At 62.7% G+C, this 26,078-nt stretch carries 32 protein-coding genes; 14 read left to right on the plus strand and 18 right to left on the minus strand.

What is annotated here, in order from left to right:
- Nucleotides 1-91 precede the first annotated feature (91 nt).
- The 4 genes from ACMC5O_RS02155 to ACMC5O_RS02170 all read right to left on the minus strand — a co-directional run bounded on the left by ACMC5O_RS02155 (nt 92) and on the right by ACMC5O_RS02170 (nt 2,203).
- Nucleotides 92-643: a L,D-transpeptidase family protein gene (locus ACMC5O_RS02155; RefSeq protein ID WP_426693180.1), complete on the minus strand. Its 552-nt coding sequence runs from the start codon at nt 641-643 to the stop codon at nt 92-94.
- 130 nt (nt 644-773) lie between these two features.
- Nucleotides 774-1,328, minus strand: a complete 555-nt coding sequence (locus tag ACMC5O_RS02160; RefSeq protein WP_187707900.1) for a hypothetical protein — start codon at nt 1,326-1,328, stop codon at nt 774-776.
- Between the two features lie 77 nt (nt 1,329-1,405).
- Nucleotides 1,406-1,819 carry a GFA family protein gene (locus ACMC5O_RS02165; RefSeq protein WP_187707899.1) on the minus strand — a complete coding sequence of 138 codons (414 nt, stop codon included), beginning with the start codon at nt 1,817-1,819 and terminating at the stop codon, nt 1,406-1,408.
- Nucleotides 1,820-1,885: 66 nt separating this feature from the next.
- Nucleotides 1,886-2,203 carry a GNAT family N-acetyltransferase gene (locus ACMC5O_RS02170; RefSeq protein ID WP_187707898.1) on the minus strand — a complete coding sequence of 106 codons (318 nt, stop codon included), beginning with the start codon at nt 2,201-2,203 and terminating at the stop codon, nt 1,886-1,888.
- Between the two features lie 46 nt (nt 2,204-2,249).
- Between ACMC5O_RS02170 and ACMC5O_RS02175 the strand changes: the two genes are divergently transcribed.
- Entirely contained in the window at nt 2,250-2,861 is a 612-nt protein-coding gene (locus ACMC5O_RS02175; RefSeq protein ID WP_187707897.1) for a Pr6Pr family membrane protein, read from the plus strand.
- Between the two features lie 55 nt (nt 2,862-2,916).
- Complete coding sequence (locus ACMC5O_RS02180) at nt 2,917-3,195, plus strand: PilZ domain-containing protein (RefSeq protein WP_426693181.1); 279 nt, start codon at nt 2,917-2,919, stop codon at nt 3,193-3,195.
- A 171-nt stretch (nt 3,196-3,366) separates the two neighbouring features.
- On the opposite strand, the gene ACMC5O_RS02185 is transcribed toward ACMC5O_RS02180, so the two are convergent.
- Entirely contained in the window at nt 3,367-3,729 is a 363-nt protein-coding gene (locus tag ACMC5O_RS02185; RefSeq protein WP_187707895.1) for a bleomycin resistance protein, read from the minus strand.
- Between the two features lie 11 nt (nt 3,730-3,740).
- Nucleotides 3,741-4,355, minus strand: coding sequence for a DUF6445 family protein (locus ACMC5O_RS02190; protein WP_187707894.1), 615 nt, complete (start codon nt 4,353-4,355; stop codon nt 3,741-3,743).
- A gap of 214 nt (nt 4,356-4,569) precedes the next feature.
- On the opposite strand from ACMC5O_RS02190, the gene ACMC5O_RS02195 reads away from it, so the two are divergent.
- Nucleotides 4,570-5,043 (plus strand): hypothetical protein, encoded by a 474-nt coding sequence (locus ACMC5O_RS02195; protein WP_187707893.1) that lies wholly within the window; start codon nt 4,570-4,572, stop codon nt 5,041-5,043.
- 74 nt (nt 5,044-5,117) lie between these two features.
- Here the strand turns inward: ACMC5O_RS02195 and ACMC5O_RS02200 are convergent, their stop codons facing one another.
- The 6 genes from ACMC5O_RS02200 to ACMC5O_RS02225 form a co-directional block, all read right to left on the minus strand.
- Nucleotides 5,118-5,606, minus strand: coding sequence for a PilZ domain-containing protein (locus tag ACMC5O_RS02200; RefSeq protein ID WP_187707892.1), 489 nt, complete (start codon nt 5,604-5,606; stop codon nt 5,118-5,120).
- 322 nt (nt 5,607-5,928) lie between these two features.
- Nucleotides 5,929-6,714, minus strand: a complete 786-nt coding sequence (locus tag ACMC5O_RS02205) for a sulfite exporter TauE/SafE family protein (RefSeq protein WP_187707891.1) — start codon at nt 6,712-6,714, stop codon at nt 5,929-5,931.
- A complete protein-coding gene (locus ACMC5O_RS02210) occupies nt 6,711-7,157 on the minus strand; it encodes a DUF6691 family protein (protein ID WP_187707890.1) in 447 nt (148 codons plus the stop codon). The genes ACMC5O_RS02205 and ACMC5O_RS02210 overlap by 4 nt, the downstream gene beginning before the upstream one ends.
- A 1-nt stretch (nt 7,158) precedes the next feature.
- On the minus strand, nt 7,159-7,590 hold the full coding sequence (locus tag ACMC5O_RS02215; RefSeq protein ID WP_187707889.1) for a YeeE/YedE family protein: 432 nt from the start codon (nt 7,588-7,590) through the stop codon (nt 7,159-7,161).
- Between the two features lie 13 nt (nt 7,591-7,603).
- Complete coding sequence (locus ACMC5O_RS02220) at nt 7,604-8,533, minus strand: MBL fold metallo-hydrolase (protein ID WP_426693182.1); 930 nt, start codon at nt 8,531-8,533, stop codon at nt 7,604-7,606.
- Nucleotides 8,526-8,873: an ArsR/SmtB family transcription factor gene (locus tag ACMC5O_RS02225; RefSeq protein ID WP_426693183.1), complete on the minus strand. Its 348-nt coding sequence runs from the start codon at nt 8,871-8,873 to the stop codon at nt 8,526-8,528. Before ACMC5O_RS02225 ends, ACMC5O_RS02220 begins: the two co-directional genes overlap by 8 nt.
- Before the next feature lie 100 nt (nt 8,874-8,973).
- On the opposite strand from ACMC5O_RS02225, the gene ACMC5O_RS02230 reads away from it, so the two are divergent.
- On the plus strand, nt 8,974-10,572 hold the full coding sequence (locus ACMC5O_RS02230; protein WP_426693184.1) for a sulfotransferase: 1,599 nt from the start codon (nt 8,974-8,976) through the stop codon (nt 10,570-10,572).
- 57 nt (nt 10,573-10,629) lie between these two features.
- Here ACMC5O_RS02230 and ACMC5O_RS02235 read toward each other — a convergent pair whose 3' ends face one another.
- Entirely contained in the window at nt 10,630-11,547 is a 918-nt protein-coding gene (locus tag ACMC5O_RS02235; protein ID WP_187707886.1) for an outer membrane protein, read from the minus strand.
- Between the two features lie 262 nt (nt 11,548-11,809).
- Between ACMC5O_RS02235 and ACMC5O_RS02240 the strand changes: the two genes are divergently transcribed.
- The 3 genes from ACMC5O_RS02240 (at nt 11,810) to ACMC5O_RS02250 (ending at nt 13,272) form a co-directional block, all read left to right on the plus strand.
- Nucleotides 11,810-12,517, plus strand: coding sequence for a hypothetical protein (locus ACMC5O_RS02240; protein ID WP_187707885.1), 708 nt, complete (start codon nt 11,810-11,812; stop codon nt 12,515-12,517).
- Nucleotides 12,518-12,744: 227 nt separating this feature from the next.
- Nucleotides 12,745-12,951, plus strand: coding sequence for a cold-shock protein (locus ACMC5O_RS02245; protein WP_187707884.1), 207 nt, complete (start codon nt 12,745-12,747; stop codon nt 12,949-12,951).
- Nucleotides 12,952-13,038: 87 nt separating this feature from the next.
- Nucleotides 13,039-13,272, plus strand: a complete 234-nt coding sequence (locus ACMC5O_RS02250) for a hypothetical protein (protein WP_343070176.1) — start codon at nt 13,039-13,041, stop codon at nt 13,270-13,272.
- A 337-nt stretch (nt 13,273-13,609) separates the two neighbouring features.
- On the opposite strand, the gene ACMC5O_RS02255 is transcribed toward ACMC5O_RS02250, so the two are convergent.
- On the minus strand, nt 13,610-15,901 hold the full coding sequence (locus ACMC5O_RS02255; protein WP_425506907.1) for an ATP-dependent helicase: 2,292 nt from the start codon (nt 15,899-15,901) through the stop codon (nt 13,610-13,612).
- Nucleotides 15,902-16,766: 865 nt separating this feature from the next.
- On the opposite strand from ACMC5O_RS02255, the gene ACMC5O_RS02260 reads away from it, so the two are divergent.
- A complete protein-coding gene (locus tag ACMC5O_RS02260; RefSeq protein ID WP_426693185.1) occupies nt 16,767-16,907 on the plus strand; it encodes a hypothetical protein in 141 nt (46 codons plus the stop codon).
- Nucleotides 16,908-16,913: 6 nt separating this feature from the next.
- Here the strand turns inward: ACMC5O_RS02260 and ACMC5O_RS02265 are convergent, their stop codons facing one another.
- Together ACMC5O_RS02265 and ACMC5O_RS02270 are read right to left on the minus strand one after the other, a co-directional pair.
- Nucleotides 16,914-17,288 (minus strand): cupredoxin domain-containing protein, encoded by a 375-nt coding sequence (locus ACMC5O_RS02265; protein WP_426693186.1) that lies wholly within the window; start codon nt 17,286-17,288, stop codon nt 16,914-16,916.
- Between the two features lie 76 nt (nt 17,289-17,364).
- The gene (locus ACMC5O_RS02270) at nt 17,365-18,090 is read right to left on the minus strand and encodes a sterol desaturase family protein (RefSeq protein WP_222949802.1); all 726 of its coding nucleotides are present in this window, start codon (nt 18,088-18,090) and stop codon (nt 17,365-17,367) included.
- A 142-nt stretch (nt 18,091-18,232) separates the two neighbouring features.
- Here ACMC5O_RS02270 and ACMC5O_RS02275 point away from each other — a divergent pair, with 142 nt between their 5' ends.
- On the plus strand, nt 18,233-18,898 hold the full coding sequence (locus ACMC5O_RS02275; RefSeq protein ID WP_426693187.1) for a TetR/AcrR family transcriptional regulator: 666 nt from the start codon (nt 18,233-18,235) through the stop codon (nt 18,896-18,898).
- 58 nt (nt 18,899-18,956) lie between these two features.
- Here ACMC5O_RS02275 and ACMC5O_RS02280 read toward each other — a convergent pair whose 3' ends face one another.
- Nucleotides 18,957-19,412: a ferritin-like domain-containing protein gene (locus ACMC5O_RS02280; RefSeq protein ID WP_426693188.1), complete on the minus strand. Its 456-nt coding sequence runs from the start codon at nt 19,410-19,412 to the stop codon at nt 18,957-18,959.
- A 203-nt stretch (nt 19,413-19,615) separates the two neighbouring features.
- Here ACMC5O_RS02280 and ACMC5O_RS02285 point away from each other — a divergent pair, with 203 nt between their 5' ends.
- The 3 genes from ACMC5O_RS02285 to ACMC5O_RS02295 are packed head-to-tail and all read left to right on the plus strand — an operon-like array spanning nt 19,616 to nt 22,954.
- Nucleotides 19,616-21,193, plus strand: a complete 1,578-nt coding sequence (locus ACMC5O_RS02285; protein WP_187707879.1) for a flavin monoamine oxidase family protein — start codon at nt 19,616-19,618, stop codon at nt 21,191-21,193.
- Nucleotides 21,194-21,236: 43 nt separating this feature from the next.
- Complete coding sequence (locus ACMC5O_RS02290; protein ID WP_426693189.1) at nt 21,237-22,094, plus strand: energy transducer TonB; 858 nt, start codon at nt 21,237-21,239, stop codon at nt 22,092-22,094.
- Nucleotides 22,094-22,954, plus strand: a complete 861-nt coding sequence (locus tag ACMC5O_RS02295; protein WP_426693190.1) for an energy transducer TonB — start codon at nt 22,094-22,096, stop codon at nt 22,952-22,954. Before ACMC5O_RS02290 ends, ACMC5O_RS02295 begins: the two co-directional genes overlap by 1 nt.
- A 13-nt stretch (nt 22,955-22,967) precedes the next feature.
- On the opposite strand, the gene ACMC5O_RS02300 is transcribed toward ACMC5O_RS02295, so the two are convergent.
- The gene (locus ACMC5O_RS02300; protein WP_187707875.1) at nt 22,968-23,717 is read right to left on the minus strand and encodes a hypothetical protein; all 750 of its coding nucleotides are present in this window, start codon (nt 23,715-23,717) and stop codon (nt 22,968-22,970) included.
- A 109-nt stretch (nt 23,718-23,826) separates the two neighbouring features.
- On the opposite strand from ACMC5O_RS02300, the gene ACMC5O_RS02305 reads away from it, so the two are divergent.
- Both ACMC5O_RS02305 and ACMC5O_RS02310 read left to right on the plus strand, forming a co-directional pair.
- Nucleotides 23,827-24,585 (plus strand): class I SAM-dependent methyltransferase, encoded by a 759-nt coding sequence (locus ACMC5O_RS02305; protein WP_187707874.1) that lies wholly within the window; start codon nt 23,827-23,829, stop codon nt 24,583-24,585.
- Nucleotides 24,582-25,877 carry a dicarboxylate/amino acid:cation symporter gene (locus ACMC5O_RS02310; RefSeq protein WP_187707873.1) on the plus strand — a complete coding sequence of 432 codons (1,296 nt, stop codon included), beginning with the start codon at nt 24,582-24,584 and terminating at the stop codon, nt 25,875-25,877. Before ACMC5O_RS02305 ends, ACMC5O_RS02310 begins: the two co-directional genes overlap by 4 nt.
- Nucleotides 25,878-26,078 lie beyond the last annotated feature (201 nt).

Here is a 26,078-nt window from a genome sequence, read left to right on the forward strand (position 1 = left end):
GTTTTGGTGGACTGTCCTTCACTCACCGGAACCTTCGTGATCGGCTGGTCCCGGTGAAGGGGATACCGGGACCAGCCGCGCCGGAAGATCGTCAGGCGCCGATCAGAACAGGCGTTCCGACGCCCGTGACCTGGTAGAGCTTCGAGGCAAACTTGGCTGGAAGCCGGATGCATCCGTGCGATGCTGGCTCGCCCGGATTGTAGCCCGCGTGCATCGCGATCCCGTAGTCGTCGATGCGCTGCATGAACGGCATCGGCGCGTTGTCATACTTCTTCGACCGGTACATCGGCCGCTTCTCGAGTATGGTGAAGATACCCGTCGGGGTGATCTTAGGCGCCTTCGCCGTCGAGATGGAGGCAGCCGCGACGAGAGTGTTGCCACGGTACAGATAGGCCAGCTGGTCCGAGAGGCTGATCACCACCCGCTCTTCGCCGGCATCCCTTGGCACGTCGCGCCATAGATACTGACCGGGCTTGATCGTGTCCTCGCCGAATGCGTCGAACATGTCCTGACGGGCAATCGATGCGGCGCTGGCTGCCGTCATCTGGGCTTCGATCGTCTCGACCGCGGCGAGGGCCGGGGTCGCGGGGACGCTGAGGCTACAAACTGCCGTAGCCGCAAGCGCGAGCGCTAGCTTCCTCATTTCTTGTCTCTTTTTAAATCTTGACTTTGGTTGATTTAATGCGCGCGGCCCGAGTCGGGTTCCTTCAATGTTCGCTTCCTGATCCAGAAACGACCCGCCCGCTGGACTTCATCCCGGCTTGTGCGACTTGTTATTCCCGCTCCGTCGCCTCTGCGGGCGCTGCGGCAATCAGCAGGCAGCCGGTCGCTACAAAGCTGATCGCAAGGACCCAGGCGAAGGTAGCGATGATCTCGCTGGGCTGGCCGAAGAGGCCCGCGGCGACCAGCGCGATCGGAAGTCCTGCGAGCAGCAGGATCGCGAGCAGGAAGTCGGTCGCCGCGGAGAAGGCAAACCAGTTGCGGAGCGGCGGGTGGCAGCGGCTGGCCGCGAAGGCGAGGGCGGCCGCGCGCACGATGAGCCATAGGATAACCATATTGAGGACGGGAAAGAAGCTGGCCTCGGGATCGAGCAGCAGCCTTAGTCCCGCAAGAACGGTGGCCGTGCCCGCAACCGCCGCGCTTGGCCGATGGATGCGGCGGGCCATGGCAGCCAAAAGCTCGATAATGCCGGCGGCCAGGAGCAGATACCCGACGACCAGCCGCCCTGGCAGCCCGCGCTCCATCGGCAGAAGCGCCGATCCTGCCGCCAGGATGACGATCAGGATTCCTGCCATTCGAATGATGTTCTTCCGAGCCGTGTCGGACAATTCAGCCCTCCGTCGCGTCCAGCGGAAACCGCGTTGTTACGGCGCCGGTTCCATCCCGCTCCGGATACACGGCGCCGCTAAAGAGCGTCGCTGTGCTCCGGCTCGCGGTCAAACCGGTCGTGCCGGCCGTCCACGTAGTGAACGCTCGTCGCGAGCGCGTCCGGGTCGGCGCCCTCAAGCGTCGCGACCTGGACGGCCACCATATGCTGGCCCTTCGGGTCCATGCCTCCTGCGTGGGTGCGAACGCCGCAGGTCGAGCAGGTGTAATAGGTCAGATTGGGTTGCGGTCGATTCGGTGGGGTCCACCGATACCGTGTGAGACTATCGTCCCCGCTCTTCAGCTGGAACTTGTCGGCCGGCGTGAATGCGAACCAGGCGCGCGACTTGCTGCAGAGCGAGCAGTTGCAGCGGATCGTGCCCTTCTCGAGGTCGAGGTCGACTTCGTATTGAACCGCGCCGCAGTGGCAGCCACCTTCGTAATGCTGTTCCATCGCGGTTCTCCCGCTCGAATTTTTTCCATCCGCCCGTAAGCGAACGACGTTCGTGCCGGTTCCGGATCAATCGAGGCCGAACTTCTTTTGCCAGGTCGGATCGAGCAGGTCCTGAACCTCGGCATGCTTCTGCATGTAGGCAGCGAAGAAGGGGCAAATCGGAATGACCTTCAGCCCACGCTCACGAGCCGCGTCGAGGGCGAACCGGATGAGGGTCGTGCCGATGCCCTTGCCTTCATGCGCTTCCGGAACCCCGGTGTGGATGAACATGATCTTGTCCGCTGCGAGGGTGTATTCGACGATCGCGAAAGACCCGTCGCCGAGATCGATTTCGAAACGATGTCGTTCGGGATTGTCGCGGACGAGGAGCGGTTCGGTAGCCATTCAGTTGGCTTAGCGCGCCCGCGGCGTCTCGTGCTAGGGACATTGCGTGAGGCGCGCATCGGTCGTCAGGGCTTTCGCTGGAATTGCCGCTTTGACCGGCTGGGCCGGTCTCGGGCTGCAGCTCGTGCTGATCGTCGGCAATTTGGGACCGGCGGTTGGTACGTGGCGCTTCGTCGGCTTCTTCACCATCCTGACCAACATCGGGGCAGCCGCTTCGGCGACAGCACTTGCTCTTGGCGGGACCGCCGGACTGGCCGGACCCCGGGCGCGGTTGATGGTCGCAACTTCGATTCTGATGGTCGGGCTGGTCTACTCCATCGCGCTCCGCTCGCTGTGGAACCCGACGGGACTGCAGAAAGTCGCCGACATCGCGCTCCACGACGGCGCGCCGTTGCTCTGGCTGATCCTCTGGATCGTCGCGCCGCACCCGCGCCTCGGGTGGCGTGAGATCGGGTGGGCGCTTCTGCCGCCCGCGCTCTACATCGTCTATGCGATCGGTCGCGGATTGATGGACGGCTGGTACGCCTACTGGTTCCTCAATCCAACGACCCAATCGCCGGCTGACCTCCAGATCAGTATTGCCGTCCTGATTTGCGGCTTCGCTATCATGGCGTTGGCGCTGATTGGATTGGACCGGCGCCTAGGTCGCCAGAACTAGGCCTGCATTTCGACCATTATCTATGTTAAGGTCGTGCCGAGTGGGGAGCAGGCCGATGGCTCGAACACCCGGAATCATAAAGCGTGCGCCGAGAGTGGATGTTCGGCGCCAGGTGATGCTGGTCAATTCCGATGGTGTGGAATCGCCTGCTACGATTCTCGATATCTCGAGCGGGGGCTTCCGCCTCGAGATTTCAGAGACGCCCCGTATCGGGGAGCATGTGACACTGCGCGTCGAGCGCGGCGAACAATTTCCGGCGCAGATCCGCTGGGCGCTCGGCAACGAGGCGGGGGGTGTCTTCCTTGCGCCAATCAATTGGGACCAATGGTCCTAACAGGGTAGGATTTCTGGCGATGGCCGATCAGGACACCGAGAATGGGGACCGCCGTCAAAACCCGGAACGCCGGGACGGCGAGGAACGCAGGTCCGGGATCAAGCGCCGGCAGGGCGGGCGCACCGATGATCGACGTGAGGGAGAACGGCGGGAGGGTGAACGCCGAGCTGACTAGGCCGGATTCTGCACGATTCGGACAAGCGATCCGTCCGGATCGACAAGATAGGCAATCGTAAGACCGCTGGGCTCTTTCCGAGGCAGCTGGAGCCTGGGCTGGCCTCCGCTGGTTTCCGGCACCCCGGCATCCCGGCAGGTTCGATAGAAGGACTCAAGGTCGTCGAGCCTGAGGCAGCAGCCGAACGAGCTCTCGAGCGGATCGAGATCGGGATAAGGAAAGAATTCCAGCGCCGCGCCGTCGCGCTTCAGGATCATCCAGCCGCGGTCTCGCCAGCTCTCGCTGAATCCAAGCTTTCCGTAGAATTGCGACGTCGCCTCGAAATCGCGCGAGGGAAGATTTGGTGTCGCGTGGTCCATTTGTTGGATTCCTACTGCTGCGGCTGGCCGCGCAAGAAGAACATCACGTAGATCAGGCGGCCGTTTTCGAGGCTGTCGCCGAACCCCGGGCCCGCCGTGTGCCAATAATGCGGTTGCAGCAAGACCAGCCGGTTGAAGCGCATCGGCACGGTCATGGTGTGCTCCCACTTCGAGCGGTCGAGCGCATCCTTGTCGAGAATGTCCTTCTGGAGTTCCTCGTAGGTCGAATAGCCGATCGCCTTCAGGCTCTCCTCGTCCATCGGCACGCGGTCGGTTCCGGTCCTCTTGTGCCGGAAGAATTCGGTCCCGCCCTGGCAATCTTCGGGCCGGCTCAGGTAGAGGATTCCGGACCAATGGCTCTGGTCGATGTGAATGCGCGCGATCTGCTCGTCAGAGGCCAGTGCGACGCGACAGTGACCATGCGAGAAATCCTCGGTCCATGGCGCGCGCACCTGCTCGTGCACGAGTGTCGAGACGACTTGGTCGAGCCCTTCGATTCGAAGCTTCTCGATGGAGTTGAGGCCGGGGTAGCGGCCGCCCACGGCATAGCTTAGGCCGAGTGCCTGGCGGCGGACCTCTTCGGCATTGCGGAGAAAATCGTCGATGACGAACACGGCAGGAACCATCACGCGCCCCCGTTTGCGGTCCTTCGTCGCGAGGCTAGCGGTTTCACATCTCTAAGCAATCTGGCGGGGTCAAATTACGCGGGATCCATAATTCACCAACCGTTCACGCTTCGGCGGTGAGCCGAGGTTTCTCCGAGACGGATGCAGCACCCTTCGGCCCGCTGCCGTTCGTTTAATCGGTCGAAGGCTCCTGTAATCTGAAAGGAGACGAGCCATGACCATGTTTACAAAGATTTTCGCCAGTGCGGCAGGTATCGCTGCGCTCGCAACGGCCGCTCCTGCAGCGGCTCAATATTATAGCTACGCGCCCCGCTATGCGTCGCCATATGGCGCCCCTTACGGCAATGCCTACGGTTACAATGCCAATGTGACCAACATGGCGGCTCAGCAGTGCGCCGCGGCCGTCCAGAGCCGTCTCAATCGTAGCGTCGGCATGACCGGAATTCTCGGTGCAGTGCTTGGCGCCAGGCAGCCGAGTGGACGCGTTCTCCAGGTTACGCAGGTCAGTCCTAACCGCAGGTCGATGACTGTTCGCGGCCTCGCTACCAGCGGCCGGGCGTATGCCTATAGTCCATACGGCTACGGCGCTTACGGCGCGACCGGCTACAGCTATCAGCCTGACCTGTCGTTCAGGTGCAGCGTGGACTACCGCGGCTACATCCGTGACGTCGACGTCTACCGCCGCTAATCGCGGTTGAAACGAAGCAAGAGGAGCGCCGGCCCAACGCCGGCGCTCCTTCTTTCTTTCATTCCTTCTTTGGGTCAGAGAATCCCCACGCTCCAGAGAATCAGAGCCCAAAGCAGCAGCGAAGCTCCGACGATGATCGAGGCGCTTGTTGCAATCGGCAGCGCGTCCCGACCGCGTTCTTGTTCCGGAACCTCGCACAGCGCGCCAAGCTTCTCCCACGCGCGTTCCTCGCTGATCTCTTTCGCACGCGCGATTGGATTGCGGAGGAGCGCCGCGCTGACGGCCCCTTGCGAAACCGGGCTTGCGAACCTGCAGCCGACGAACCGGCTGCTCCGCCAGACCACATTGGCCTGGACGATCCCGACTTCGGGAAGTTCGACGTCCAAGGCCTGCCGTTCGGTCAGAAGCGCAGTCGTTTCGAGCAGCAACCCGGTGTGTGAGATGTCATGGATGATAACCTCCTCGCCGCCGTCGGCGAGCGTCGACTGGAGATGAAGGGTGCGTCGCGGAGAGGAGCGGCGGTTACCGGCCTTTGACGCGGCCAAACGTGCTTGAAGTGCCATCCCGCCTTCGGTGCATGGGCAATCGTAAACGAGAGGTTTTGAACGCGTTCAATTCAGCGCATTTGCGAAGATCGGTGCGTGCTATCAACGCAACACGTGGGCAGATTCCTAATGTTCTGAGTGAATTAATCGCTCTCCCTCGGGTCGAGCCGATGATATAGTCCGCAGCGGGCGAGCGTTTTCGCCCATGGGTGGGGGAAATTCGATGGAATTCGAAGCCAACCGTTCGCGACAGCTTTGGTCGCTTCTCTTCACGGTCGCAGTCGTCGGTGGAGCAATGATCTACGCGTTCACTGCTGCGTAGCTTCCGCTTGTTGCGCGACTAGAAGATCTGGCTGGCGGTTCGCCAGAGCATGTAGGCCGCGACAACGAAGATCAGCACCGCAAAGACGAGCGTGAGTGAGTCGCGCTTCGTCGAAAGATGGCGCGCCGCCTGCGTACCCAGGACACCGCCTCCAATGCCGCCGGCTATGAACACGGCGGCAAGCGGCCAGTCGACCAGGCCGGAAAGCGCATAATTGGTCGCGGTCGTTAGCCCGAACGAGGTCACGCCCACGAGCGATGAGCCCACGGCGTTGATCATCGGCATGGCGGTTGCCGCAATCAGCCCCGGCACGATGAGGAACCCGCCCCCAATACCGAAGAAGCCCGAGAATAAGCCTGAACCGAACCCGTAGGCGACGAGCTTCCCCGCATTCTCCCGCCCCAGCTTTACTTCCGGATTGCCGACGCTTCCGCGCCGCCGGAGCATCAGGATTCCGACCGCGATCATGACCAGCGCGAAAAGGAACAGCAGACTTTGCCCGTCGAAGCTCTTGCCGAGCGTCGAGCCGATGGCCGCGCCAGCGATGCCCGACACCGCAAAGACAAGAGCGCACCGCCACTTCACATGTCCGTGACGGGCGTGGCTGGCGAGACCTGTGGCGGCATTTGCTGCCACTGCGAACGCGCTCGTTCCGATCGCCACGTGCGGACTGGATACGCCCACGACGTAAACCATCAGCGGCACCGCAAGGATCGAGCCGCCGCCGCCAACCAGGCCGAGAACGAAGCCGACCAGGCCGCCGGACATGGCTCCGAGGACGTATTGGATGGGCTCGAGGGTCATGCGTCCGCCTTGGCGGCACGGTCACTTGTGCGCTGCGTGGAAATTACCCTCTGCAGCGCCATCCCTGCGACCATCGCCGCGACGAAAAGCCAGGGCTGCCACATCCCGTAGATCAGCCCCGTGATGGCCGGGCCGGGGCAGAAGCCGACAAGGCCCCAGCCGATGCCGAACAAGGCGGCGCCGCCGATGATCTGGCTATCGAGACGGCGGTTCTCCGGAATGAAAAAGCTCTTTCCGAACACGGGCGCACGCAGGCGCCTCGAGAAGGCATAGCCGATGGCAGAAGCCACGACCGCCGCGCCCATCACGAACGCAAGCGTGGGGTCCCATGCGCCGGCAATGTCGAGAAAGCCGAGAACTCGCGCCGGATTGACCATGTCGGACATCGCAAGGCCGGCTCCGAAGATGACGCCTGCAACGGAGGCTGGGATGATTGCGCGCATGTCAGGCTCCCAGGACGTGACGGGTGATGAAGACGGTCGCGATCGCGGCCGCCATGAACGTCAGGGTTGCCGCGATCGACCGCGGTGAAAGCCGGCCTATGCCGCACACGCCATGGCCGCTGGTGCATCCATTGCCGAGCCTCGTTCCGAAGCCGACCAGCAGGCCTGCGGCAATCAGCAGGGGCATCGAGGATTTCACTTCGATGTCCGGCCTGCGGACCAGGAGCGACGTGATCGCGGCGCCAATTGGCAAGCCCAGTATGAACGCTGTCGCCAGTTTCCACGGTGGCCCTGCGTCAGCGATACGCATGACCGTCGCGAACATGCCGCTCACACCAGCGATGCGGCCGGTCAGCATGAGCAAAAGGGCTGCCGCGCCACCGATCAGCAATCCGCCGCCGATCGCGAAGACTGGGGAGAGGGGTTCGAGCATTATGAGCGAGCCCTCACAGGAGATTGAGAGGCAGTTTGAGGTAGCGCGTGCCGTTCTCTTCCGGCTCCGGAAGATGACCGGCGCGCATGTTTATCTGGATCGACGGAAGGATCAGGCGCGGCATGTCGAGGGTCGCGTCGCGCTGCGTACGCATGCTCACGAACTCGTCTTCGGTTACGTCTCTGTGGACGTGTACATTGCCGACACGCTCGGCCTCGATCGTCGTCTCCCAGACGAACTGGTCGCGGTTGGGCGCCTTGTAGTCGTGGCAGAGGAAGACGCGCGTCTCTCCGGGAAGCTGCATCAGCCGCCGGATCGAGCGGTACAATTGCCTCGCGCAACCGCCCGGAAAGTCGGTCCGGGCCGTTCCGTAGTCGGGCATGAACATTGTGTCGCCGACGAACAGGGCGTCGCCGATCGCATAGGCCAGGTCGGCTGGTGTGTGGCCTGGAACGTGCAGGACCGTTACCGGAATTTCCCCGACCGAAAAGTCGTCGCCATCGGTGAACAGCCGGTCGAATTGCGATCCATCGCGGGCGAACTCAGTGCCCTCGTTGAAGATTTTCCCGAAGACTTGCTGGACGGTAAGGATCTCGTGCCCGATGGCGATTTTTCCGCCGAGCTTCTCCTGCAGGTACGGCCCCGCGGATAGGTGGTCGGCATGCGCGTGGGTTTCGAGGATCCAGTCGACGGTTAGTCCGTGCTCGCGGACGTAATCGACAATCTCATCCGCCGACTTCGTGGACGTGCGGCCCGAGGGCTGGTCGAAGTCGAGAACGCTGTCGATGATCGCCCCCCGCTTTGCGGCGGGGTCGGAAACGACATAGCTCGCGGTGAAGGTCGCTTCGTCGAAGAAACCCTGAACGGTCGGCGCCCGCGCGTCCCCGCGGGTCACCGCTTCGACCTGCTCGATCGCCTTCTTGATGGGAGCGTCATCAGTCATTGGCGAAATTCCTCGATATTCCGCTGCCGAGCTCGGGGCAGTAAATTTCCTGTAGCAGCACAAGCAGCCGTTCGGCGCGTGGATCGGCGACGCGATAGAAGACTGTCTGGGCCAGCTTTCGCGTGGCAACCAGCCCCTCCTGGCGAAGCTTGGCGAGATGCTGGGACAAGGCCGACTGGCTTAAGCCGACAAGTTCACACATCTGGCTGACGGACAGCTCTACGCCCCCCGCCAGATGGCAGAGCACCAACAGCCGGCTGGAGTTCGACATCGCCCTAAGAAGACTCGCCGCTTCCGCAGCCTGATCTCCAAAGGCAGGATCGAGCATTGTTTGGGTCATTTCCATTAGTATTCACTAATTTAGTGATACCTAATGGACTGTCAATGTCTCGGGTGCGTGACCGTTGACAGCGGGCGACGTCGGAGTTCCACTGAACGGGATGTTTTCGAACCCCTTATCGAGGGACGCATCGGCGAAGTCGAAGGTTGCGCTCGATTTCGCGTCTGCCGCCTTGCGGTCGGGCAATCGGCTGAAGGCGCAGATGCATCTTCGCGACAGGCTGGCGGAAGACCCGACGGACGCGGACGCGCTGACGGTGCTCGCTCAGATTTCCGCCGAGGATCGTCAGATCGAGGATGCGACCGTCCTGCTTCGCCGCGCCGTTTCGGCTGATCCCAGGCCGGAGAGACGGCTCGCGTTGATCGAGCATCTGTTGAAGCACGCAGGTGCGGCTCTGGCCCTCCGCGAATTCGAAGAGCTTCCGCCCAATTTCCGAAAGAAGCTGGAAGTCAGCGGGATGGAGGCGAAGACGCTTGGCCTGCTCGGCATGCACGACGCCCAGATCGATACCTACAAGCGCATGCTTCGTGAGCAGCCGAACCGCGCGGGAACGTGGATGAACCTCGCCAATGCGCTTCGGACAGTTGGCCGGATCGACGAGGCAGTGAAGGCGCTGAAGCGAGCGACCAAGCTGCAGCCCACCATGGGTCAGGCTTATTGGACGCTCGCCAACTTCAAGTCGTATCGGTTTTCAGCGCCGGACATTGCCCAGATGCAGCAAGCGCTTCGGCAGAATGTCTCGCTCGATGAGGCGCTGCATATCCATTTTGCGCTCGGCAAGGCGTATGAGGATCAGGGGGACTACGAGGCTTCGTTCCGTCATTATGCCGCGGGCAATGCGCTTCGCACACGGCAGCTGGATCCCGAGACGATCCCGATCACAGAGCCGGTCGAGGACGCGCTCGCGCACTGCACTCCGGAAATCTTCAAGCGTTTCGCGGGCGCGGGGTGCACGGCGAAAGATCCTATCTTCGTATTCGGGCTGCACCGCTCGGGGTCGACGCTCGTCGAGCAGATCCTCGCCAGTCATCCGCTGATCGAGGGTACGGCCGAGCTTCCGGTGATGAACACCATCGCCGCTCGGCTTCGGCGGTCATCCGGCCAAACCATCGGCGAGGCGATCGCGGCGCTCGAACCGTCGGAGATCGCGGCGATCGGCGAGGAATATATGGAGCGGACCCGGCCGTTCCGACAGACCGGCAAGCCCTATTTCGTGGACAAGATGCCGGGAAACTGGATCAACGCGACCTTGATCCGGCTGGCGCTCCCGAATGCGAAGATGGTCGATGCTCGGCGATATCCGATGGCGTGCGGGTTTTCGAACTTCAAACAGAATTACGCGACTGGTGTGACGTTCTCCTACAGCCTCCGTTCGATCGGCGAATTCTACTACGATTACTGGCGTTTCATGCGGCACTTCGACGGCGTCCAGCCAGGCGCGGTCCACCGCCTGCTCAACGAGAAGCTGATCGAAGATCCGGACGGAGAGGTGCGGCGGCTGCTCGCTTACATCGGCGTTCCGTTCGATGATGCCTGCCTCGAATTCCATGCCAACAAGAGGGCGGTTCGAACGCCGAGCGCGGAGCAGGTGCGGCGACCGATCAACCGGGACGGCGTCGACGCCTGGCGGCCTTACGAACCGTGGTTGGGTGAGCTGAAGGAAGCGCTCGGGCCGGCTCTCGAAGGCTGGGAAAGCTAGCTCCAACGAAAAGGGCGGAGTGGTTGCCCACCCCGCCCAGTTTCGATCGGGTTACGCCTATCCTCTCTCTGGCGCCGGAGGCGGCGGAGGAGGCGGTGGCGGCGGTACCGGACAGGCATCCGTCGCCAATATCACCGAGCCGTCCGGACACGTCTGCGTCGCCGGTGGAGGCGGCGGCGGCGGAGGAGGCGGTGGTGGTGGCGGTGGAGGTGGAGGCGGTGGTGGAGCCGCGAAGTTGTAGATCAAGCTCGCCAGCAAGCTGTGCGACTGGAACCGCGTTCGGGCGTCGAACGTCCCGCTTACCGAGGCGCCTGAGGCAAAGACCTCGCTTTCCTTCACGCGCGGTCCCCTGAAGTAGCGATACTTCAGCCCGAGATCGATGTTGGGAGACAAAGCGTACCGAACCCCGGCGATCCCCTGCCAGGCGAAACCGCTATCCTTCGCTGTGCCCGACAAATCGTCGATTGTCGTATCTGTTGAGTCGAGCGAGACGCGGTATTTCGTCTGTGCCCAGCCGACGCCGCCGCCGGCGTAAAAGCTCAGGCCGTTTTCATCGCCAAAGTCGAGCAAGGCATTGACCATCGCCGACAGGACCGTCGTCTTGCCGTCGGCATCCGCGTCGTATGGGCCATAGGTAAAGGTGTCGCCTTCACTGCTCGTCGCGACCAATGTCGCATTGTCATAGCTTTTGTGCTTGGCCTGTTTCCAGCCGAGCTCGCCTTCGAGCCGGAACATGCCGAAGTCGTAGCCCCCGATCACGTCGACATCGACGCCGGTTTTGTAATTGGTCTTGAAGTCGGCGACGAAGTCATAAGTGCCGCCTTCGGAATAGGTATACGTGCCGGCGAAATCGACGTGGCTGTCTTTCGGGAAGAGCGCGCCGCCCTCCACTCCGAAATAGCCGCTTCCATCACGGGCGACTGCAGGTGAAGCGATTGCGGCCGCGGCCGCGGCGGCCAGAAGATATTTGCGCAACTTGCCCTCCTCCGTTGTTTTGAACGCGGGTGACTCGACGAACGCTTTATCGGGTGAACGCAGACCCGGAAGCAGGTGCTACCGGGGGACAAGAGCGACGCATTGATTCATATCAGTCTTCGTGTGCTGGAGCAAAGAAAACTGCGGATTCTCGCGGTTTTCTTACGCTGGGATAAAGTCCAGATTGCGCCAGATCAGCGGTAGAGTGTAAATCCCTCTGCCCGCGCAATCCGGCATTATCCTCAAATCTGGAGGTGCATCCATGCGGCAGTTGGTTTCGCTATCGACCATCGCGATCGTTTCGGGAGGCTTGGCGTCGCCGGTCGCTGCGCAGCAGGTCGTGCGCCAGAGCAACGGCGAACTCAACGTCGAATTCCCCGGTCCGTGCACGGTCCATTACAACCGCAACCTGACGATCGAGAGCGTCGATCGCAGCTGCACGTCCTACCAGAGGGCGCAGGCGGAGCGGGCCATCGCGCCGTACCGAGGCGGCTATCCGGGCTATCCGCCGCAGCCGGGCTATCCAGGTTACCCCGGCAACGACCACACCTATTACGATCCGCAATATCCGGGAGCGAACCGTCAGTACCGGATCACCGACATCCGGTACGACCGCGTCCAGTTCGCCGATGGCTGCCGTGTCTATTACAACTGGATGGGCCAGCACCTTCGCAGCAAGGGCGGCTGCAACATCCGGCAGCGATCGATCGCCGATCGGGCAATGGCCGATTGGCGGCGGCACAGCGGCTATTATCCGGGCGGTGGCGGCTACAACCCGGGCGGAAGCTGGAACGACATCATGCTTCTGCCATCCTACGACGGCGGGCTGCACGTCCGTTTCACCAACAAGTGCGACGTCTACTACAACGCCCGCGGCTACCGGATCCGGGCCGACAACATCTGCAGCCGCAACCAAGTCGCTCGCGCGGACCAAGCGGCGAGGTACTACCGGCCGGGCATCCGTTACTGACCCCGCCTATTGAGTGCGTCGCCCTTTGGCTTGAAGAGCTGAGTCAACGCCAGCTTCCCGGCATCGTTCTGGCTCAAAGGTTACATTTGCGGGCAAAAGGCTTATGTGGGGGGCGCTACTAGTCGCAATCGAACGGTCTCCAGGCGCTTTGCGGCTCCTCATTCCTTCTATCGCCTCTCCTAGCGCCAGAGGACCGATTGGCGGTCCTCCATGGAAGGAACGACAATATGCCGATCGGCACAGTAAAGTTTTTCAACGACCAAAAGGGCTACGGCTTCATCGCACCCGAGGACGGCGGCAACGACGCTTTCGTCCACATCACGGCCGTTGAGCGTGCCGGAATGCGCACGCTGCAGAAGGACCAGCGCGTCAGCTACGAGCTCGAAGAAGACCGGCGCGGTAAGATGAGCGCCGTCAACCTTCAGTCCGCGTAACGTAAGCGAATTCCCTCCCGTTTTCGGGAGGACCTTCGGCCCGCTCCGCCTCGCGCGGGGCGGGCGGAGGGAGCCAGGAGTTGAACAATGGTCGAGCCCGTATCCGTACGGCAATTGAAAGACCGCGATGTCTACCGGCTCCGCGCCGAGCAGGCTCGCGCCGAGGCTGACGAAGCGACGCTCGAGAACGTGCGCGATCGCTGCCTCCGTGCAGAGGCCGCGTGGATGGAAATGGCCACGCGAGCCGATCGCACCGAGAAGATGCGCGCAGACCTGGCCGCCGCGAAAGCCGCGCAGCTGGCGGAGAGCGCCGAAGCCTGAAGGCCTGCGAGATCCGCGATTGCCGGATTTCCACCAAGGCGAAGTTGCGCGCGGCCTAAGCTGCGCTGCGAGACGCGTCCGACGTCACGGGATTTGCTCCCGTGGCGGCCTTCGTTGGACATCGGTCTACAAAAGACTGTCTGGCTGGACTTCCCAATTGAAGTCTGGGACTCGGGCTTGGCTATCATGGGTTCCGGGGTGGGCGCTCAGCGACGATTTCCTCGGCAGTGATGGCGCGGGCCGATCTTACTGAGGTGATGACCCACGACCGAGTCCGAAAAGGAACTGTTGGCCTAATGTCTGTAAGAGGTCGGAAGAAAACACGACGTAACAGTCGCTAAGAGGCGCTGACGAAAGAATCCAAAACCTTCTTCAACCCCGCATGCTCAAACTCGATCTCGAGCTTGTTGCCTTCCTGCGCGACGATCTTGCCGTAGCCGAACTTGCCGTGGAACACGCGCTGGCCGAGCTCCAGGTCCGTCCGTCCCTGGTTGCCTAGCGACACCGCAGACGCCTTGGCTTCGATCACGCGCTGGGGGTCGCGGTTGAAGCGGCCGCCCTGGCTCGCGCGCTGCCAGCCGGGGCCGCGGGTCGCGGCTCGCATGCCTTGCGCGGGGCCGAGGTGAGCGAAGGGATCGGCGCGCTCGCTCCATTGCGCGCGCCACAGGCTCTCGCCGCCGGACATGGTCGTTTCCTGATCGATATGCGCTTCGGGAAGCTCGCCGACGAAGCGGCTGGGGAGGGAGCTGGTCCACTGGCCGTAGATGCGCCGGTTGGCGGCGTGCATCACCGTCGCCTTTTTCCGCGCGCGGGTGATGGCGACGTAGGCGAGGCGGCGTTCCTCCTCGAGGCTGGCGAGGCCGCCTTCGTCGAGCGCGCGCTGCGACGGGAAGATACCTTCCTCCCAGCCGGGCAAATAGACGATGTCGAACTCCAGCCCCTTGGCGGCGTGGATGGTCATGATGGTGACCTTCTCGCCCTGCCGGTTCTCGTCATTGTCCATGACGAGGCTGACGTGTTCGAGGAAGGCAGGGAGGCTTTCATATTCCTCCATCGCGCGGGTGAGCTCGGCGAGGTTTTCGAGGCGGCCGGCGGATTCCGCGCTGCGCTCGGCCTGGAGCATGGCGGTATAGCCGCTTTCGTCGAGCATGATGCGGGCGAGCTCGGCATGGGGAAGCTCGTTCGCCATCTGCTTCCAGCGGGCGATGTCGGCGACGAAACGGCCGAGGCTAGAGCGGGCGCGGGACTGAAGCTCGTCCGTGTCGAGAAGCTTGGCGGCGGCGATCAGAAGCGGCTCCTGAGACGCGCGCGCGTGCGCGTGGATGGTGGCGATTGCCTTGTCGCCGAGGCCGCGCTTGGGCTGGTTGACGATGCGCTCGAACGCGAGGTCGTCGGCGGGCTGGTGGATGAGGCGGAGGTAGGCGAGGGCGTCGCGGATCTCGGCGCGTTCGTAGAAGCGGAAGCCGCCGATGATCTGGTAGGGCAGGCCGATCGCGATGAAGCGCTCTTCGAACTCGCGCGTCTGGAACTGGGCGCGGACGAGGATGGCGACGTCGTCGAGGCTTAGCCCGCGGCGCTGCATGCCCTCGACATCCTCGCCGATGCGGCGCGCCTCCTCCGGGCCGTCCCAGATGCCGACGACCTTGACCTTCTCGCCGTCGCCCTTGTCGGTCCAGAGTGTCTTGCCGAGGCGGCCGGCATTGTTGGCGATGAGGCCGTCGGCGGCGGCCAGGATGTGCGAGGTGGAGCGGTAGTTCTGTTCCAGGCGGATGACCTTCGCGCCGGGGAAGTCCTTTTCGAAGCGGAGGATGTTGGCGACCTCCGCGCCGCGCCAGGAATAGATCGACTGGTCGTCGTCGCCGACGCAGCAGAGGTTGCGGCGCGGCTCGGCAAGGAGCTTGAGCCAGGCGTACTGCGACTGGTTGGTGTCCTGATATTCGTCGACCAGGATGTAGCGGAAACGGTCGCGGTAGCTCTCCAGCACGTCGGGGTGCGTGCGGAAGATCGTCAGCATGTGGAGCAGGAGGTCGCCGAAGTCGCAGGCGTTCAGGGTGCGCAGGCGGTCCTGGTAGGCGGCGTAGAGCTCGCGGCCGCGGCCGGGGCCGAACGCTTCCGCTTCGCCGAGGTCGACCTCTTTCGGAGTCCAGCCGCGGTTCTTCCAGCGATCGATGAGGGTGGCGAGCTGACGCGCGGGCCAGCGCTTCTCGTCGAGATTGACGGCGCTGATCAGCTGCTTGAGGACGCGGAGCTGGTCGTCGGTGTCGAGGATGGTGAAGTTGGACTGCAGGCCGACGAGCTCGGCATGGCTGCGGAGCATGCGCGCGGCGACCGAGTGGAAGGTGCCGAGCCACGGCATGCCCTCGATCGCTCCGCCGCTGATCCTGGCGATGCGCTCCTTCATCTCGCGCGCGGCCTTGTTGGTGAAGGTGACGGCGAGGATCTGGCTCGGCCACGCCTTGCGGGTTGCGATGAGGTTGGCGAGGCGAGCGGTGAGGGCGGAGGTCTTGCCGGTGCCGGCGCCGGCGAGGACCAGCACGGGGCCCTCAGTCGTAAGCACGGCCTCCCGCTGCGGCGGGTTCAGGCCGGCGAGCCAGGGGGCTTCGCGACTCGAGTCGGGCGAGTCGGGCAGGTCGGCGGACGAATCTGGCACGGGTTGGAGGTAGGTTAGGGGGAACGGAACGGCAACCAAAGTGGGCGACTCGTGGGAATCATGAAATGTTCCGACTGTTGTTCCCAGTATCCCCGTTATCCACAGGCCTGAGCACATATTTTTCGCTTCCCCGACTCGGCGGCGACGTGCATTGTCAAATGGTGATCGGGACGGAAGTCCCCGCCTCCACCGGAAGGCCCGCAAGGGACAGAAGGGAGCGGAGGGTGACGGAAGGACCGATCTCCGCCGACAGGCAATGCGAAACTCTTCGGAGGTTTGTGGCGCCAGTCGGGAAGAGGCGCCGGAAGAGTTGATCTTCCTCTAGCGCGACGCGGTTCGGAAGCCCTCGGGCGGAAGAACAAAGCGAAACGCAAGAGTGGTCGACCCAAGAAGGGCCGCAGAACATCGGGTGGCTTTGGCTTAGCCAGGCACCGATAGTCGAAAGGGAAGCGAGCCTTCGGGCAGCGCAGCCAAGTAGACGGTCGGTCTCCTCTTCGGAGGGAGCTGTCAGATGGGAAGCGACGCCTGAGCTGGTGAGCCAGGACTTTTGGAATAGGTCCCCTGGGACTTGGACCACTTGACCGGCATATCCTTCGCTCGGCGCAGTGGGGGCTGGCAGCAATGCCGGCCCCCATTTCTATTTAGGCCAGGCGCTTTCGAGCGGCCGGCCAGATCCGGTCAATCCGACCCACCCAAGCAATTCGTGATTTACAACCTCCACGGGCGACATCGCGCAGGTGCAGCTGACCTACGAGAGCCCGTCACGCGATTTCCAGATCCGCCGCCGCAGCGAATATATTCGCTGAACCTCGCCTACACGCACAGTTTCAGCCCCACCCTGTCGGTGACCGCGAACCTGAATGGCCACGGGACGACGCGCTTCGGGCACCGTCTGCGAGCGCCTTTGGTGCAGGAAGACTATGAGAGAAGGGAAAGCCAGCCGGAGTTCAAACTCAAGCTCGTGAAGACTTTCGGCAAGCCATAGGCCCGACTAACGGACGATGATGTCCGTATGCATTCCGAGCATCTTGTGGAACGGGTGTCCGCAATGAGCCTTGTAACGCCCGGCGGCGGGAATGAGCGTGACGCTTGCCGTCTGGCCGGGGGCGAGGTCCACTTCGCCCTCTCCGACCTTGCCCGAAAGAATCTTCGACGCGCGGAAGAACTTCTCGGCGGTGAAGTCGTGGCTCTTCCCGGCGCGATTGACGAAGCTCAAAGTCACCGCCTTACCCGCATTGAGTACGATCGGGGTCGGATTGAAGCCGTAGCTGTAGAGAGCGATGGACTGGACGGGGGCACCAACAACCTGGGCGGCTGCCGGGTCGGCGCAAAGAAGAAGCGGGGCAATCAACAGGACCGAACGCATTGTAGTCCTCCTACTGATGCCCCGCGCTTTAGCACAGAAGGCTGAACGCCGGATAACTTGATCCGGCGCCCATCGGTCAAGCGATCAGCTTTCCGCGCAGGAGGTCCCCGACGCGCTTCGAGCCGCCGTCGTAGAAGCCGCACTCACCGGTGAATTCCTTCGGGTTGTGAAACGTTCCGAAGATCATGTCCCACAGCGGAAGGTCGGAATAATTCCGCGCGTGAACACCCCGTTCGTGATGGCAGGAATGACTCTCCGGCCGCTGGATGATGTAGCCCAGCCAATGCGGGGTGCGGACGTTCAGGTGCTGGAACATGCCGTAGAAGGTCGCGATCACATTGATCGCGATTGCCGCCTCCGCGCTGACCCCGAAACCGAGCACCAGGGCAAGGCTGCCGAGGAAAGCCCAGCCGATCGAATCGAACGGATGAAAGTAGAGCGCACCCCAGATATCCACGCGCTCCGGGCTGTGGTGCATCTGATGGAACCAGCGCCACAGAAACGTCACGTTGTGCATGGTCCGGTGCCAGGCATAGATGCCGAGCTCGAGCACGAGGAAGCCGCCGAGAATCTGCACCCAGAGGGGGAGCGTGTCGGCAGCGAACAGACGATGCTCGCCGAGCCATCCGTCCCAGAATAGAGGTGCGTAAGTGGCCACGGCGAAATAGAGCAAGGTGAAGGCGGTGCCCTGCAGGCGCCAATGCGTAATAGCCGGGAACTTGCGACCCGCGAGGAGGAGTTCCAGCAGCGCAAAGCCGGCGAACAGCCCGGCCGCAATATAGTGGTACAAACCGATCATCATCTCCCCCAATTCTGTGTGGGGACGTAAATACTCCGAGCGCTTATAGCAGCTCTAGCAAGAGCGCGGTCAGTTCTTGCGCGTAATGGGATTTCCCCTGTTATTCGCGTAGCTTGGCATGGGTTCGCAGCGAGGCAAAGCGGCAATGGTCGACAGGTTGATCGAGAAAACTGGACCTGAGGTACAGTTGGAATCCGCCGCCCAGACCAAAGGTGAGCGGACGCGCGAGCGGATCCTCGACATCGCTTACGAGTCTATCGTCGAGAAGGGGTTCGCGGCCACCTCGATCGAGGAATTGGTCGAGGCCGCGGGCATCACGAAGAGCGGCTTCTTCTATCATTTCCGCGACAAGAACGACATGGCGCGGCAGCTGTTCGACCGCTTCCTTTCCGAAGACGAGAAGATCATCGAGACGCTGGAGCAGCGGGCGCGGGAGCTGAGCGACGATCCGCTCCAGAGCCTGCTCATCTTCCTCAATCTCTACGCCCAGATGATGGACGACATGGAGACGCTTCATCCCGGCTGCATGGTAGCGAGTGTGACCTACCAGGAGCGGCTGTTCGATTCAGAGATGAAGAGGATGAATGTCGATTATTTGCTGAGGACGCGGCAGCGCTTCGCCGACTGGCTGAAAGAAATCGTCGAGCTTCATCCTCCGAAAATGGAGGCAGATCTTGATGCGCTTGCGGACCACCTCACGATCATCGTGGAAGGCGCGATCATTTACGCCAAGGCGCTACGCGACCCCGCAATGATGGGCCGCCAGACCCGGCTGTTCCGGAGCCACGTCAAGCTTCTGTTCGGGGCATGAAGAAAAGCGGCGACGCTTTCGCGCCGCCGCCCGTTGGTTCCCGGAAGATCAATCGGGACTAGCTGTTCGCTTCCATGCCATGCTTGAGCTGGCTGATCTGGTCGTGGCCGGCGCGGATAGACTGATAGGCGCGTTCGACGCACTGGCGAGCTTCACCGGCCAGATGGCCGCTTTCGATCGCGGTCTCGAACTTCTCCTTGAGATAGTCTTCGCCACGCTCGACTTCGTTGATCACCGCTTTCTCGTCGCGGCCCATGATCGCCGACTTCAAGTCCATGAAGCGCTGGTGGGTCTTGCCCATGAAGCTGCCGTCGTCTTCGGGGTTTCCCCCGAGCCTTCGTACTTCATCGCGAAGCTCTTCAACAAGTTGGCTGCGCTCGTCCGCGCGCTCTCGAAACATCTGCTGGAAGCGGCCGCTTTCGGAATCCTCGGCGGCATCGCGGTAGCCGTTCACGCTGTCAATCAGCGTCGCAGTCAGCGTGTTGAGTGCTGTGATCTGGTCCTTGTTTTCCATTGTTATGTCTCCCGTCGAGGTGGTTCAAACTGTTGAAAGAACGCACCAAACCGTGAGGCGATGCGGTGCTTGGTCGAATATTTGAGGCGCAAGCCGCATTTCCCTGTCAGTCTATCGGACAGTCGCACGACGCAGGGGCGAGTCGAGCGTGTGGCCGAGTGTTCCGGAGGTAAGTTCAGGCAAATCGAAACAGGGGAGGCGGCATGACGGTCAGTCGGCGAGAAGTGCTGTTGCGTGTCGGGGAGGTCGGCGGAGCCGGCGCGGCGCTCGCAGCGATGCAGATGCTGGGGCTGTCGATCCCGACAGCCGCCGCCGCGGCGGATTTCACTCTTCCCAAGTCATCCGGAAACGGCCGCTCGGTCGTGGTTCTCGGCGCGGGGATCGCAGGGCTGGTCTCGGCCTACGAGCTTCAGCAGGCCGGCTATCGCGTAACGGTGCTCGAAGCCCGCGACCGGGTCGGAGGCCGGGCCTGGACGATCCGAGGCAAGGACCGGGTGATCCAGAACGACCGGCCGTTTCAGCAGGCCAATTTCTCGGACGGAATGTACTTCAATGCGGGGCCAGCCCGCATCCCGTCGTGGCACCACGTGATCCTGGGCTACGCGCGGCGGTTCAACGTCCCCCTCGAGACCTTTATCAACAGTCACCACGCGACCGGATGGGATTTCGACGGCAAGGTGCATTCCGGTCGCCAGATGATCTACGACCTGCGCGGCCGGATGGGCGAACTGCTGGCGAAGGCGATCGACCAGAACGCATTGAACGCCGCGATGCCGAAGGACGAGTTGGATGCGTTCCGGCAGTTCCTCGGGTTCTACGCTTTCCTCGACGAGAAAGGCGTTTATCGGGGCAACGCCAGCTCCGGCTATACCCAATGGCCGGGCGGTTACACGATCGAAGGGAAAGCGATCGACCCGCTGACGCTCAAGGAAATCCTTCCGTCACGCGGCGCGGCATTCCCGCAGATCTTCGAGTCCATCATCGATATGCAGCCGACCATGCTTCAGCCTGTCGGCGGAATGGATCGCATCGCGCATGGGATCTACGAGCAGGTGAAGACAAACGTTCGACTGAACACGCCCGTCACCGGGATCCGGCGGATCGGCGATCGCGTGCGCGTCGAGCATGGCGGGCAGGCGACCGAAGCCGACTTCGCAATCGTCACGCTTCCGCCGACCTTGCTGGAGCGGATTCCGAACGACTTCTCGGCCGCAAAGAAGGCCGCTCTCAAAAAGGTCGTGATCCTGCGGAGTGCGAAGGTCGCTTTCGAGGCGCCCCGGTTCTGGGAAGCGGATGGCGTTTATGGCGGGTTGGCTTGGACCGATCGTCTGAACGAAAACGTCCTTTATCCCAGTTCCGGGCATCATGGCGCCCGGGGTGTGATCGTCGGCGCCTATGTCGCGGGATGGACGCACGAAAACACGCCGGAGGCCTTCACCAAGCTGCCGATCGCGGAGCAGATCCGGATCAGCCGGGAGTCGATCGAGGCGCTTCATCCGGGGAAGTCCAAGCTCCTCGAAAGCCCGCTGGCCGTGAACTGGGGGCAGGTCCCTTATTCGGAAGGCGTAGGCGCTCTTTGGGGCAATGGCCCCGGCGATTCGGGCCCTCGCGGTGACGGATATGCTGAGCTCTTGCGTCCGGAAGGACCGATCGTGTTTGCGGGCGAGCATTTGTCCTATCTCGGCCTCTGGCAGGAAGGATCGGCTGTGTCCGCTCACGAAGCGCTGAAGCTCGTCCAGTCGATGGCGGCAGAACGGGCTGGAAAGGCTGCCGCAGCTTAATTACAGTCGCAGTGCTCGGGACTGTTTGGGGGAGTGGTCGCGTATGCTTGCCCGGCTCTTGGCGCTCGCCGCATTGGCGTCTTCAACCGCGGCGACCGCCGCTCCCGAAGCTGCGCTGCAGCCGACCGGCAAATGGGTCGTCAACTTCGCGGATGCGCAGTGCATTGCCACGCGCAATTACGGGACCGAGACCGATCCGTTTTACCTGATGCTGAAGGCCCCCGCGGTCGGCGATACCATCCAGCTTGGATTCATCCGCAAGGGCGGGAAGCTGGATGCCAACCAGCTCGAGGGGGAGATCGTCTTCGACGAGGCGCCGCCGCTTCGGACCAGCTTTCTCGAGTTCGGCGTCAAGTCCATGGGACAGCGAGCCCGCTTCGTGACCCTTGCCGCCAAGGACGTTGCCAGCATCCGCCAGGCCAAGACCATCCGCGTGCGCGTTCGCGAGAAAGGCATTGAGCGGCTCGGCACACGTTTCGGTCTGGGCCAAGCCACCGGCGAGGATGCCTTTGCGGTGACCAGCATGCCTGCTTTGCTCAGCACGCTTGGGAATTGCACCGCCGACCTTCGCAGGATCTGGAAGGTCTGGAGCGAAGAGAAAGGCGGATCAGAGCTGAAGGAAGGGCCGTCGGCGAACCTCGCCCAGCTGTTCAACGCTGATGATTATCCCGGGATTGCAGCCTTGAGAGGACAGTCGGGACGCGTTTCGCTTGTGGTTCTCGTGGACGAGTTGGGGAAAGTCGCGGACTGCACCGTGATCGAGCCCAGCGGAGTTGCGTCGCTGGACGCGCAAAGCTGCGCGGTGATCAAACAGGGCGCCAAGTACAAGCCGGCGATCGGCCTTGACGGAAAACCAGCGAAAAGCGCGGCCTTTCAGAGCATCCTCTGGAAGATGTTCTGATGCGCCAACGACCGATGCTCGGCGGAGCGGCGTCGGCTGTCGCTGCAGTTCTCCTGGTGCTCTCATCCGCTTCAGCACTTGCGGCACCGAAGGTTCGGGAGCCGACTGCCAAGTGGACGGTGGAAACGCAGGCGAACGAGTGCCTGCTCGTCCGCTCCTACGGATCACCTCGCAATCCCTTGTTCCTGGCTCTGAGCGAGGCCCCGATGGGAGCCGGCGCGAACGCGACCATCCTCTATAATCGGGAATGGGCGCTGTTCGGGAGCGGCGATGCGACCGTGCGGTTTGACGGGGGTGAGCCGAGCGAAGTTTGGTATAGCTCGCGGCTGCTCTGGAACCTGAGCAAGGAGATCAAGACTCTAACCATGCGCAGCGTGGTGATGGGAATGGACTCCGATTCCCATAAGCTTCTGACCAACGCGGCCAGCGTGGCTTTCGATGTTCCCGGAGAAGTGAAGATCGCTTTCGCGCTTCCCGAACATCCGGCGGCGCTGAAGGCTCTCGACGACTGTGCGACAAATCTCGGCGTCAAATGGGGATATCCGGTCGAGGAGCAGCGCCGCATTGCGAAACCACCCCGACGCGAGAAAGGCTTTCGCGGCTTATTCACCGCAGCCGATTATCCGGTTGAGGCCATGAAAGCGGGCCGAATGGGTCGGGCGCACGTCCGACTTAGAATCAGTGACACCGGCGCAATCACCGAGTGCTCGATACTCCGCTCATCAGGTAATGCGGAGCTCGACAACGCAACGTGCAGGATTCTGACCGAGCGGGCGACATTCGAACCTGCGCGCGATGTCGAAGGGAAGGCCACGCGCGGCGTGGTCGTGACCGCCATTCGGTGGATCATGATGGGATGATGGTGGCGCGTTCCTAACTCCCGACTCCCGGTAGCTGCGCGGCGATCGGCGCCCAGGTTCCGCTGACGATCAGCGCTACCGGGATGAGCATCGAAAGCGCGTAGACCCCGAACGCGACCTTGGTGGCCGGGTGCGTGTGGCCCAGCGAGCGCTTGTCCCAGATGAACAGCGGCACGAAGAACAGCAGCGATGCGATCATCTGTGCGGCGAAGGCGGGCTTCGACGGCGGCGCGAGCGGCAGGCGGCCGAAGCCGGGGCCGAGCACGACCACCATCGCGGCTCCGAGCATCAGCCTTTTGTGCCACTGTGCCTCGCGCCGGCGCTTCCAGCCCTGCCAGACGAGGATGACGAACGCCGGCAGCGCGAACAGCGGGAGTGAGGTCCAGTCGAGCGGCGTGGTGAAGGGCGGGACGTTGTGTCGCGCGACCTGCCAGACGCCGATCAAATACATGAACGGCACCATGGTGATGGCCAAGAACATGGACGCCTTGCCCAGCTTCATGTGGATGTCGCGCCGGCCGGCAGCCACGAGCTGGGTCTGCGCGACGAAAACGAACATCCAGAGCGTGAAGAGCAGGCCGTGCAGGATGACAGAAACCGGCAGGGTTGGGTTCGGCCGCGGATACTCCGGCACGATGCCGCGCAGGTAGAAGCTCGGCGCGAAGCCGAGGAACATCAGGACCACCAGCATGATGGCCATACGGCAGTAGAAACGACGCTCGCGCGTCTGAATGTCGACGGCAGGTGAAGCGACGGACGCCATCACATTCCTCCCCCAAGGGACGAAAGACCGCGAATTAGACCCTTTTGCGTCTGGCGAAAAGCGGCTGAGTGGGGCAACCAGCGTACTTCGATCATGGACGGAGGGGCATATGCGCGGATTTCGGTTGATCCTTGCGGCGGCACTGGCTGCGGCGCCTGCCATGTTGAGCGCCGCGCCCGCGGATGTCGCGGCGGCAGTCGCCAATACGGCCGCGCGGACTCCCGAAAATGTGAAGCTCGACGAGGCCCGTAAGCCGACCGAAGTGCTGACTTTTTTCGGGCTTCAGCCGGGCATGCACGTCATCGATATGTTCGGTGCCAACAAATATTGGGCAGAGATCATGGCGCCCGCGGTTGGACCGACCGGAAGCGTAGTCGTCTGGAATCCGACCCAGTTCTTGAATGACAAAAGGCGCGCGGCCTTCGCGGAGTTCGCTGCTCGTCAGCCGAACGTCGTGCTGATCTCGAGCCCCATGGAAACGCCGTTGATCGGATCGAACGCCTACGACTTCCTGATCATGAACCTAGATTATCACGACGTGTACTGGGAAAATGCGGAGCGGAAGATCGTCCGCATGGACCCGGACGCCTGGCTGAAGCGGCTGTTCGACGCGATGAAGCCTGGCGCGGTCGTGGGGATCATCGACCACGCCGCAAACCCAGGCGGAGACACTCGTGAGGTTGTCGAGAAGCTGCACCGGATCGACCCGGCAGTGGTGAAGGCGGACTTTACGCGGGCCGGCTTCGTTCTCGAGGAAAGCAGCGACATCCTCCGCAATCCGGCAGACGATCATTCGCTGCTGGTCTTCGACGAGAAGATCCGCGGAAAGACCGATCGGTTCATGTACCGCTTCCGGAAGCCTCAATGACGAGCGAAAAGGCCGAAGAGGCTCCTGCCGCCGCCTCGCGCGGGTCGCGACCCTATCTTGTCCTGGTCGCGCTGTTCATCGGCCTCGTCGGCGGGACGTTTGCGCAGGCTGGTGGAGACGGAATTCGCGAGCCGCTGATCCAGGTCGCGACCTATGTCGGCGGGCTCTGGCTCGATGCGCTGAAGATGACCGTCATCCCGCTGATCGTCGCATTGCTGGTGACGGGAATAGCCAAGGGTGCCGAGGCCGCGCGGGCAGGCCGCATCGCCGGCCGGTCTATCCTTTGGTTCGTGATCGTCTGCACGTCTTCGGCAATCTTCGGCGCGGTCATGATGGCGCTGCTCGTTCGCTGGTTTCCGCTGCCTCAGGGGGCAGGAGAGGCGCTCCAGGCGGGGCTAGCCGCGATCGACCAGTCCACCTCCTCGCCGCCGATCCCCAGCGTCGCCGACTTCTTCCGCGGGATCATCCCGTCCAATGTGATTGCAGCCGCCTCTAACGGCGACGTCCTGCCGCTCGTCGTGTTCACGGTGTTCTTCGCTCTAGCCGTTGCACGCATTGCTCCGCAGCGGCGTAAGACCGTCGTCGAGTTCTTCGACGGGATTGCGGACGCTCTGCTGATCGTCATCGGCTGGGTGCTGTGGATCGCGCCACTCGGCGTGTTCGCTTTGGGTTTCGCGCTCGGGGCAAGTGCGGGCGGTGCGGCCTTCGCGGGACTCGCGCACTACATCGTTCTGGTCTCGGTGATCGGCGTGCTTGTTACGCTTTGGGGTTATCCAATCGCAATCGTCGGCGGGAGTGTTCCCGCGGGGCTTTTCACCAAGTCGATGATCGCTCCACAGAGCGTGGCCATTTCGACCCGGTCCTCGCTCGCGTCGCTGCCCGCGATGCTTGGAGCTGCGAAAGTGCAGGGCGTTCGCGAGCAGGTTGCGGACGTCACGCTGCCGATGGCGGTGGCTCTGTTCCGCGCCACCGGGCCGGCAATGAATGTCGCAGTCGCTTTCTATGTCGCCAGCTGGTTGGGCTATCAGCCGAGCCTTGGAGCGGCGATTGCGGCGACCGGGGTCGCGTCGGTGATCAGCTATGGCGCCGTGAGCTTGCCGGGCGAGGTGAGCTTTATCAGCTCGATCGCTCCGATCGCCATGGCTCTTGGGGTACCGATAGCCCCGCTTGCACTGCTGGTAGCGGTTGAAATGGTCCCCGACATCTTCCGGACGCTCGGCAACGTCACGCTCGACAGTGCGGTGACTGCGGTCGTGAACAAAAACCTCGGATCGGTTTCGACCGAAAACTAGATCGATCGTTCGTCGAACCGCCGTCCGACGAACGGCCTTCGTCGACAAATGTAAACGATCGCAGAAGGCGGCGCGGCGCTCGTCGAGCGGATGGCGACGCCGCTCCCGCATCATCGTAGCCGGACCCTGCGACGCGGCGGTCACAACACCCCTCGACTTCCCCGATTGAGGCTGCCGCGTCGCATCCCAAAAGGAGCGATA

Origin of the sequence: Sphingomonas sediminicola, assembly GCF_049991885.1 — a bacterium.
GTDB classification, from domain to species: Bacteria; Pseudomonadota; Alphaproteobacteria; order Sphingomonadales; family Sphingomonadaceae; genus Sphingomicrobium; species Sphingomicrobium sediminicola.

Bases quoted from the DNA above. Each gene is read 5' to 3' on its own strand.
- ACMC5O_RS02270 (WP_222949802.1), bottom strand. From the start codon at position 18,090: ATGATGATCGGTTTGTACCACTATATTGCGGCCGGGCTGTTCGCCGGC.
- ACMC5O_RS02285 (WP_187707879.1), top strand. From the start codon at position 19,616: ATGACGGTCAGTCGGCGAGAAGTGCTGTTGCGTGTCGGGGAGGTCGGC.
- ACMC5O_RS02210 (WP_187707890.1), bottom strand. From the start codon at position 7,157: ATGCGCGCAATCATCCCAGCCTCCGTTGCAGGCGTCATCTTCGGAGCC.
- ACMC5O_RS02265 (WP_426693186.1), bottom strand. From the start codon at position 17,288: ATGCGTTCGGTCCTGTTGATTGCCCCGCTTCTTCTTTGCGCCGACCCG.
- ACMC5O_RS02185 (WP_187707895.1), bottom strand. From the start codon at position 3,729: ATGGACCACGCGACACCAAATCTTCCCTCGCGCGATTTCGAGGCGACG.
- ACMC5O_RS02300 (WP_187707875.1), bottom strand. From the start codon at position 23,717: ATGGCGTCCGTCGCTTCACCTGCCGTCGACATTCAGACGCGCGAGCGT.
- ACMC5O_RS02195 (WP_187707893.1), top strand. From the start codon at position 4,570: ATGACCATGTTTACAAAGATTTTCGCCAGTGCGGCAGGTATCGCTGCG.
- ACMC5O_RS02240 (WP_187707885.1), top strand. From the start codon at position 11,810: ATGCGGCAGTTGGTTTCGCTATCGACCATCGCGATCGTTTCGGGAGGC.
- ACMC5O_RS02205 (WP_187707891.1), bottom strand. From the start codon at position 6,714: ATGACCCTCGAGCCCATCCAATACGTCCTCGGAGCCATGTCCGGCGGC.
- ACMC5O_RS02180 (WP_426693181.1), top strand. From the start codon at position 2,917: ATGGCTCGAACACCCGGAATCATAAAGCGTGCGCCGAGAGTGGATGTT.
- ACMC5O_RS02215 (WP_187707889.1), bottom strand. From the start codon at position 7,590: ATGCTCGAACCCCTCTCCCCAGTCTTCGCGATCGGCGGCGGATTGCTG.
- ACMC5O_RS02165 (WP_187707899.1), bottom strand. From the start codon at position 1,819: ATGGAACAGCATTACGAAGGTGGCTGCCACTGCGGCGCGGTTCAATAC.
- ACMC5O_RS02220 (WP_426693182.1), bottom strand. From the start codon at position 8,533: ATGACTGATGACGCTCCCATCAAGAAGGCGATCGAGCAGGTCGAAGCG.
- ACMC5O_RS02225 (WP_426693183.1), bottom strand. From the start codon at position 8,873: ATGACCCAAACAATGCTCGATCCTGCCTTTGGAGATCAGGCTGCGGAA.
- ACMC5O_RS02250 (WP_343070176.1), top strand. From the start codon at position 13,039: ATGGTCGAGCCCGTATCCGTACGGCAATTGAAAGACCGCGATGTCTAC.
- ACMC5O_RS02245 (WP_187707884.1), top strand. From the start codon at position 12,745: ATGCCGATCGGCACAGTAAAGTTTTTCAACGACCAAAAGGGCTACGGC.
- ACMC5O_RS02280 (WP_426693188.1), bottom strand. From the start codon at position 19,412: ATGGAAAACAAGGACCAGATCACAGCACTCAACACGCTGACTGCGACG.
- ACMC5O_RS02295 (WP_426693190.1), top strand. From the start codon at position 22,094: ATGCGCCAACGACCGATGCTCGGCGGAGCGGCGTCGGCTGTCGCTGCA.
- ACMC5O_RS02310 (WP_187707873.1), top strand. From the start codon at position 24,582: ATGACGAGCGAAAAGGCCGAAGAGGCTCCTGCCGCCGCCTCGCGCGGG.
- ACMC5O_RS02190 (WP_187707894.1), bottom strand. From the start codon at position 4,355: ATGGTTCCTGCCGTGTTCGTCATCGACGATTTTCTCCGCAATGCCGAA.
- ACMC5O_RS02230 (WP_426693184.1), top strand. From the start codon at position 8,974: ATGTTTTCGAACCCCTTATCGAGGGACGCATCGGCGAAGTCGAAGGTT.
- ACMC5O_RS02305 (WP_187707874.1), top strand. From the start codon at position 23,827: ATGCGCGGATTTCGGTTGATCCTTGCGGCGGCACTGGCTGCGGCGCCT.
- ACMC5O_RS02155 (WP_426693180.1), bottom strand. From the start codon at position 643: ATGAGGAAGCTAGCGCTCGCGCTTGCGGCTACGGCAGTTTGTAGCCTC.
- ACMC5O_RS02200 (WP_187707892.1), bottom strand. From the start codon at position 5,606: ATGGCACTTCAAGCACGTTTGGCCGCGTCAAAGGCCGGTAACCGCCGC.
- ACMC5O_RS02275 (WP_426693187.1), top strand. From the start codon at position 18,233: ATGGTCGACAGGTTGATCGAGAAAACTGGACCTGAGGTACAGTTGGAA.
- ACMC5O_RS02290 (WP_426693189.1), top strand. From the start codon at position 21,237: ATGCTTGCCCGGCTCTTGGCGCTCGCCGCATTGGCGTCTTCAACCGCG.
- ACMC5O_RS02170 (WP_187707898.1), bottom strand. From the start codon at position 2,203: ATGGCTACCGAACCGCTCCTCGTCCGCGACAATCCCGAACGACATCGT.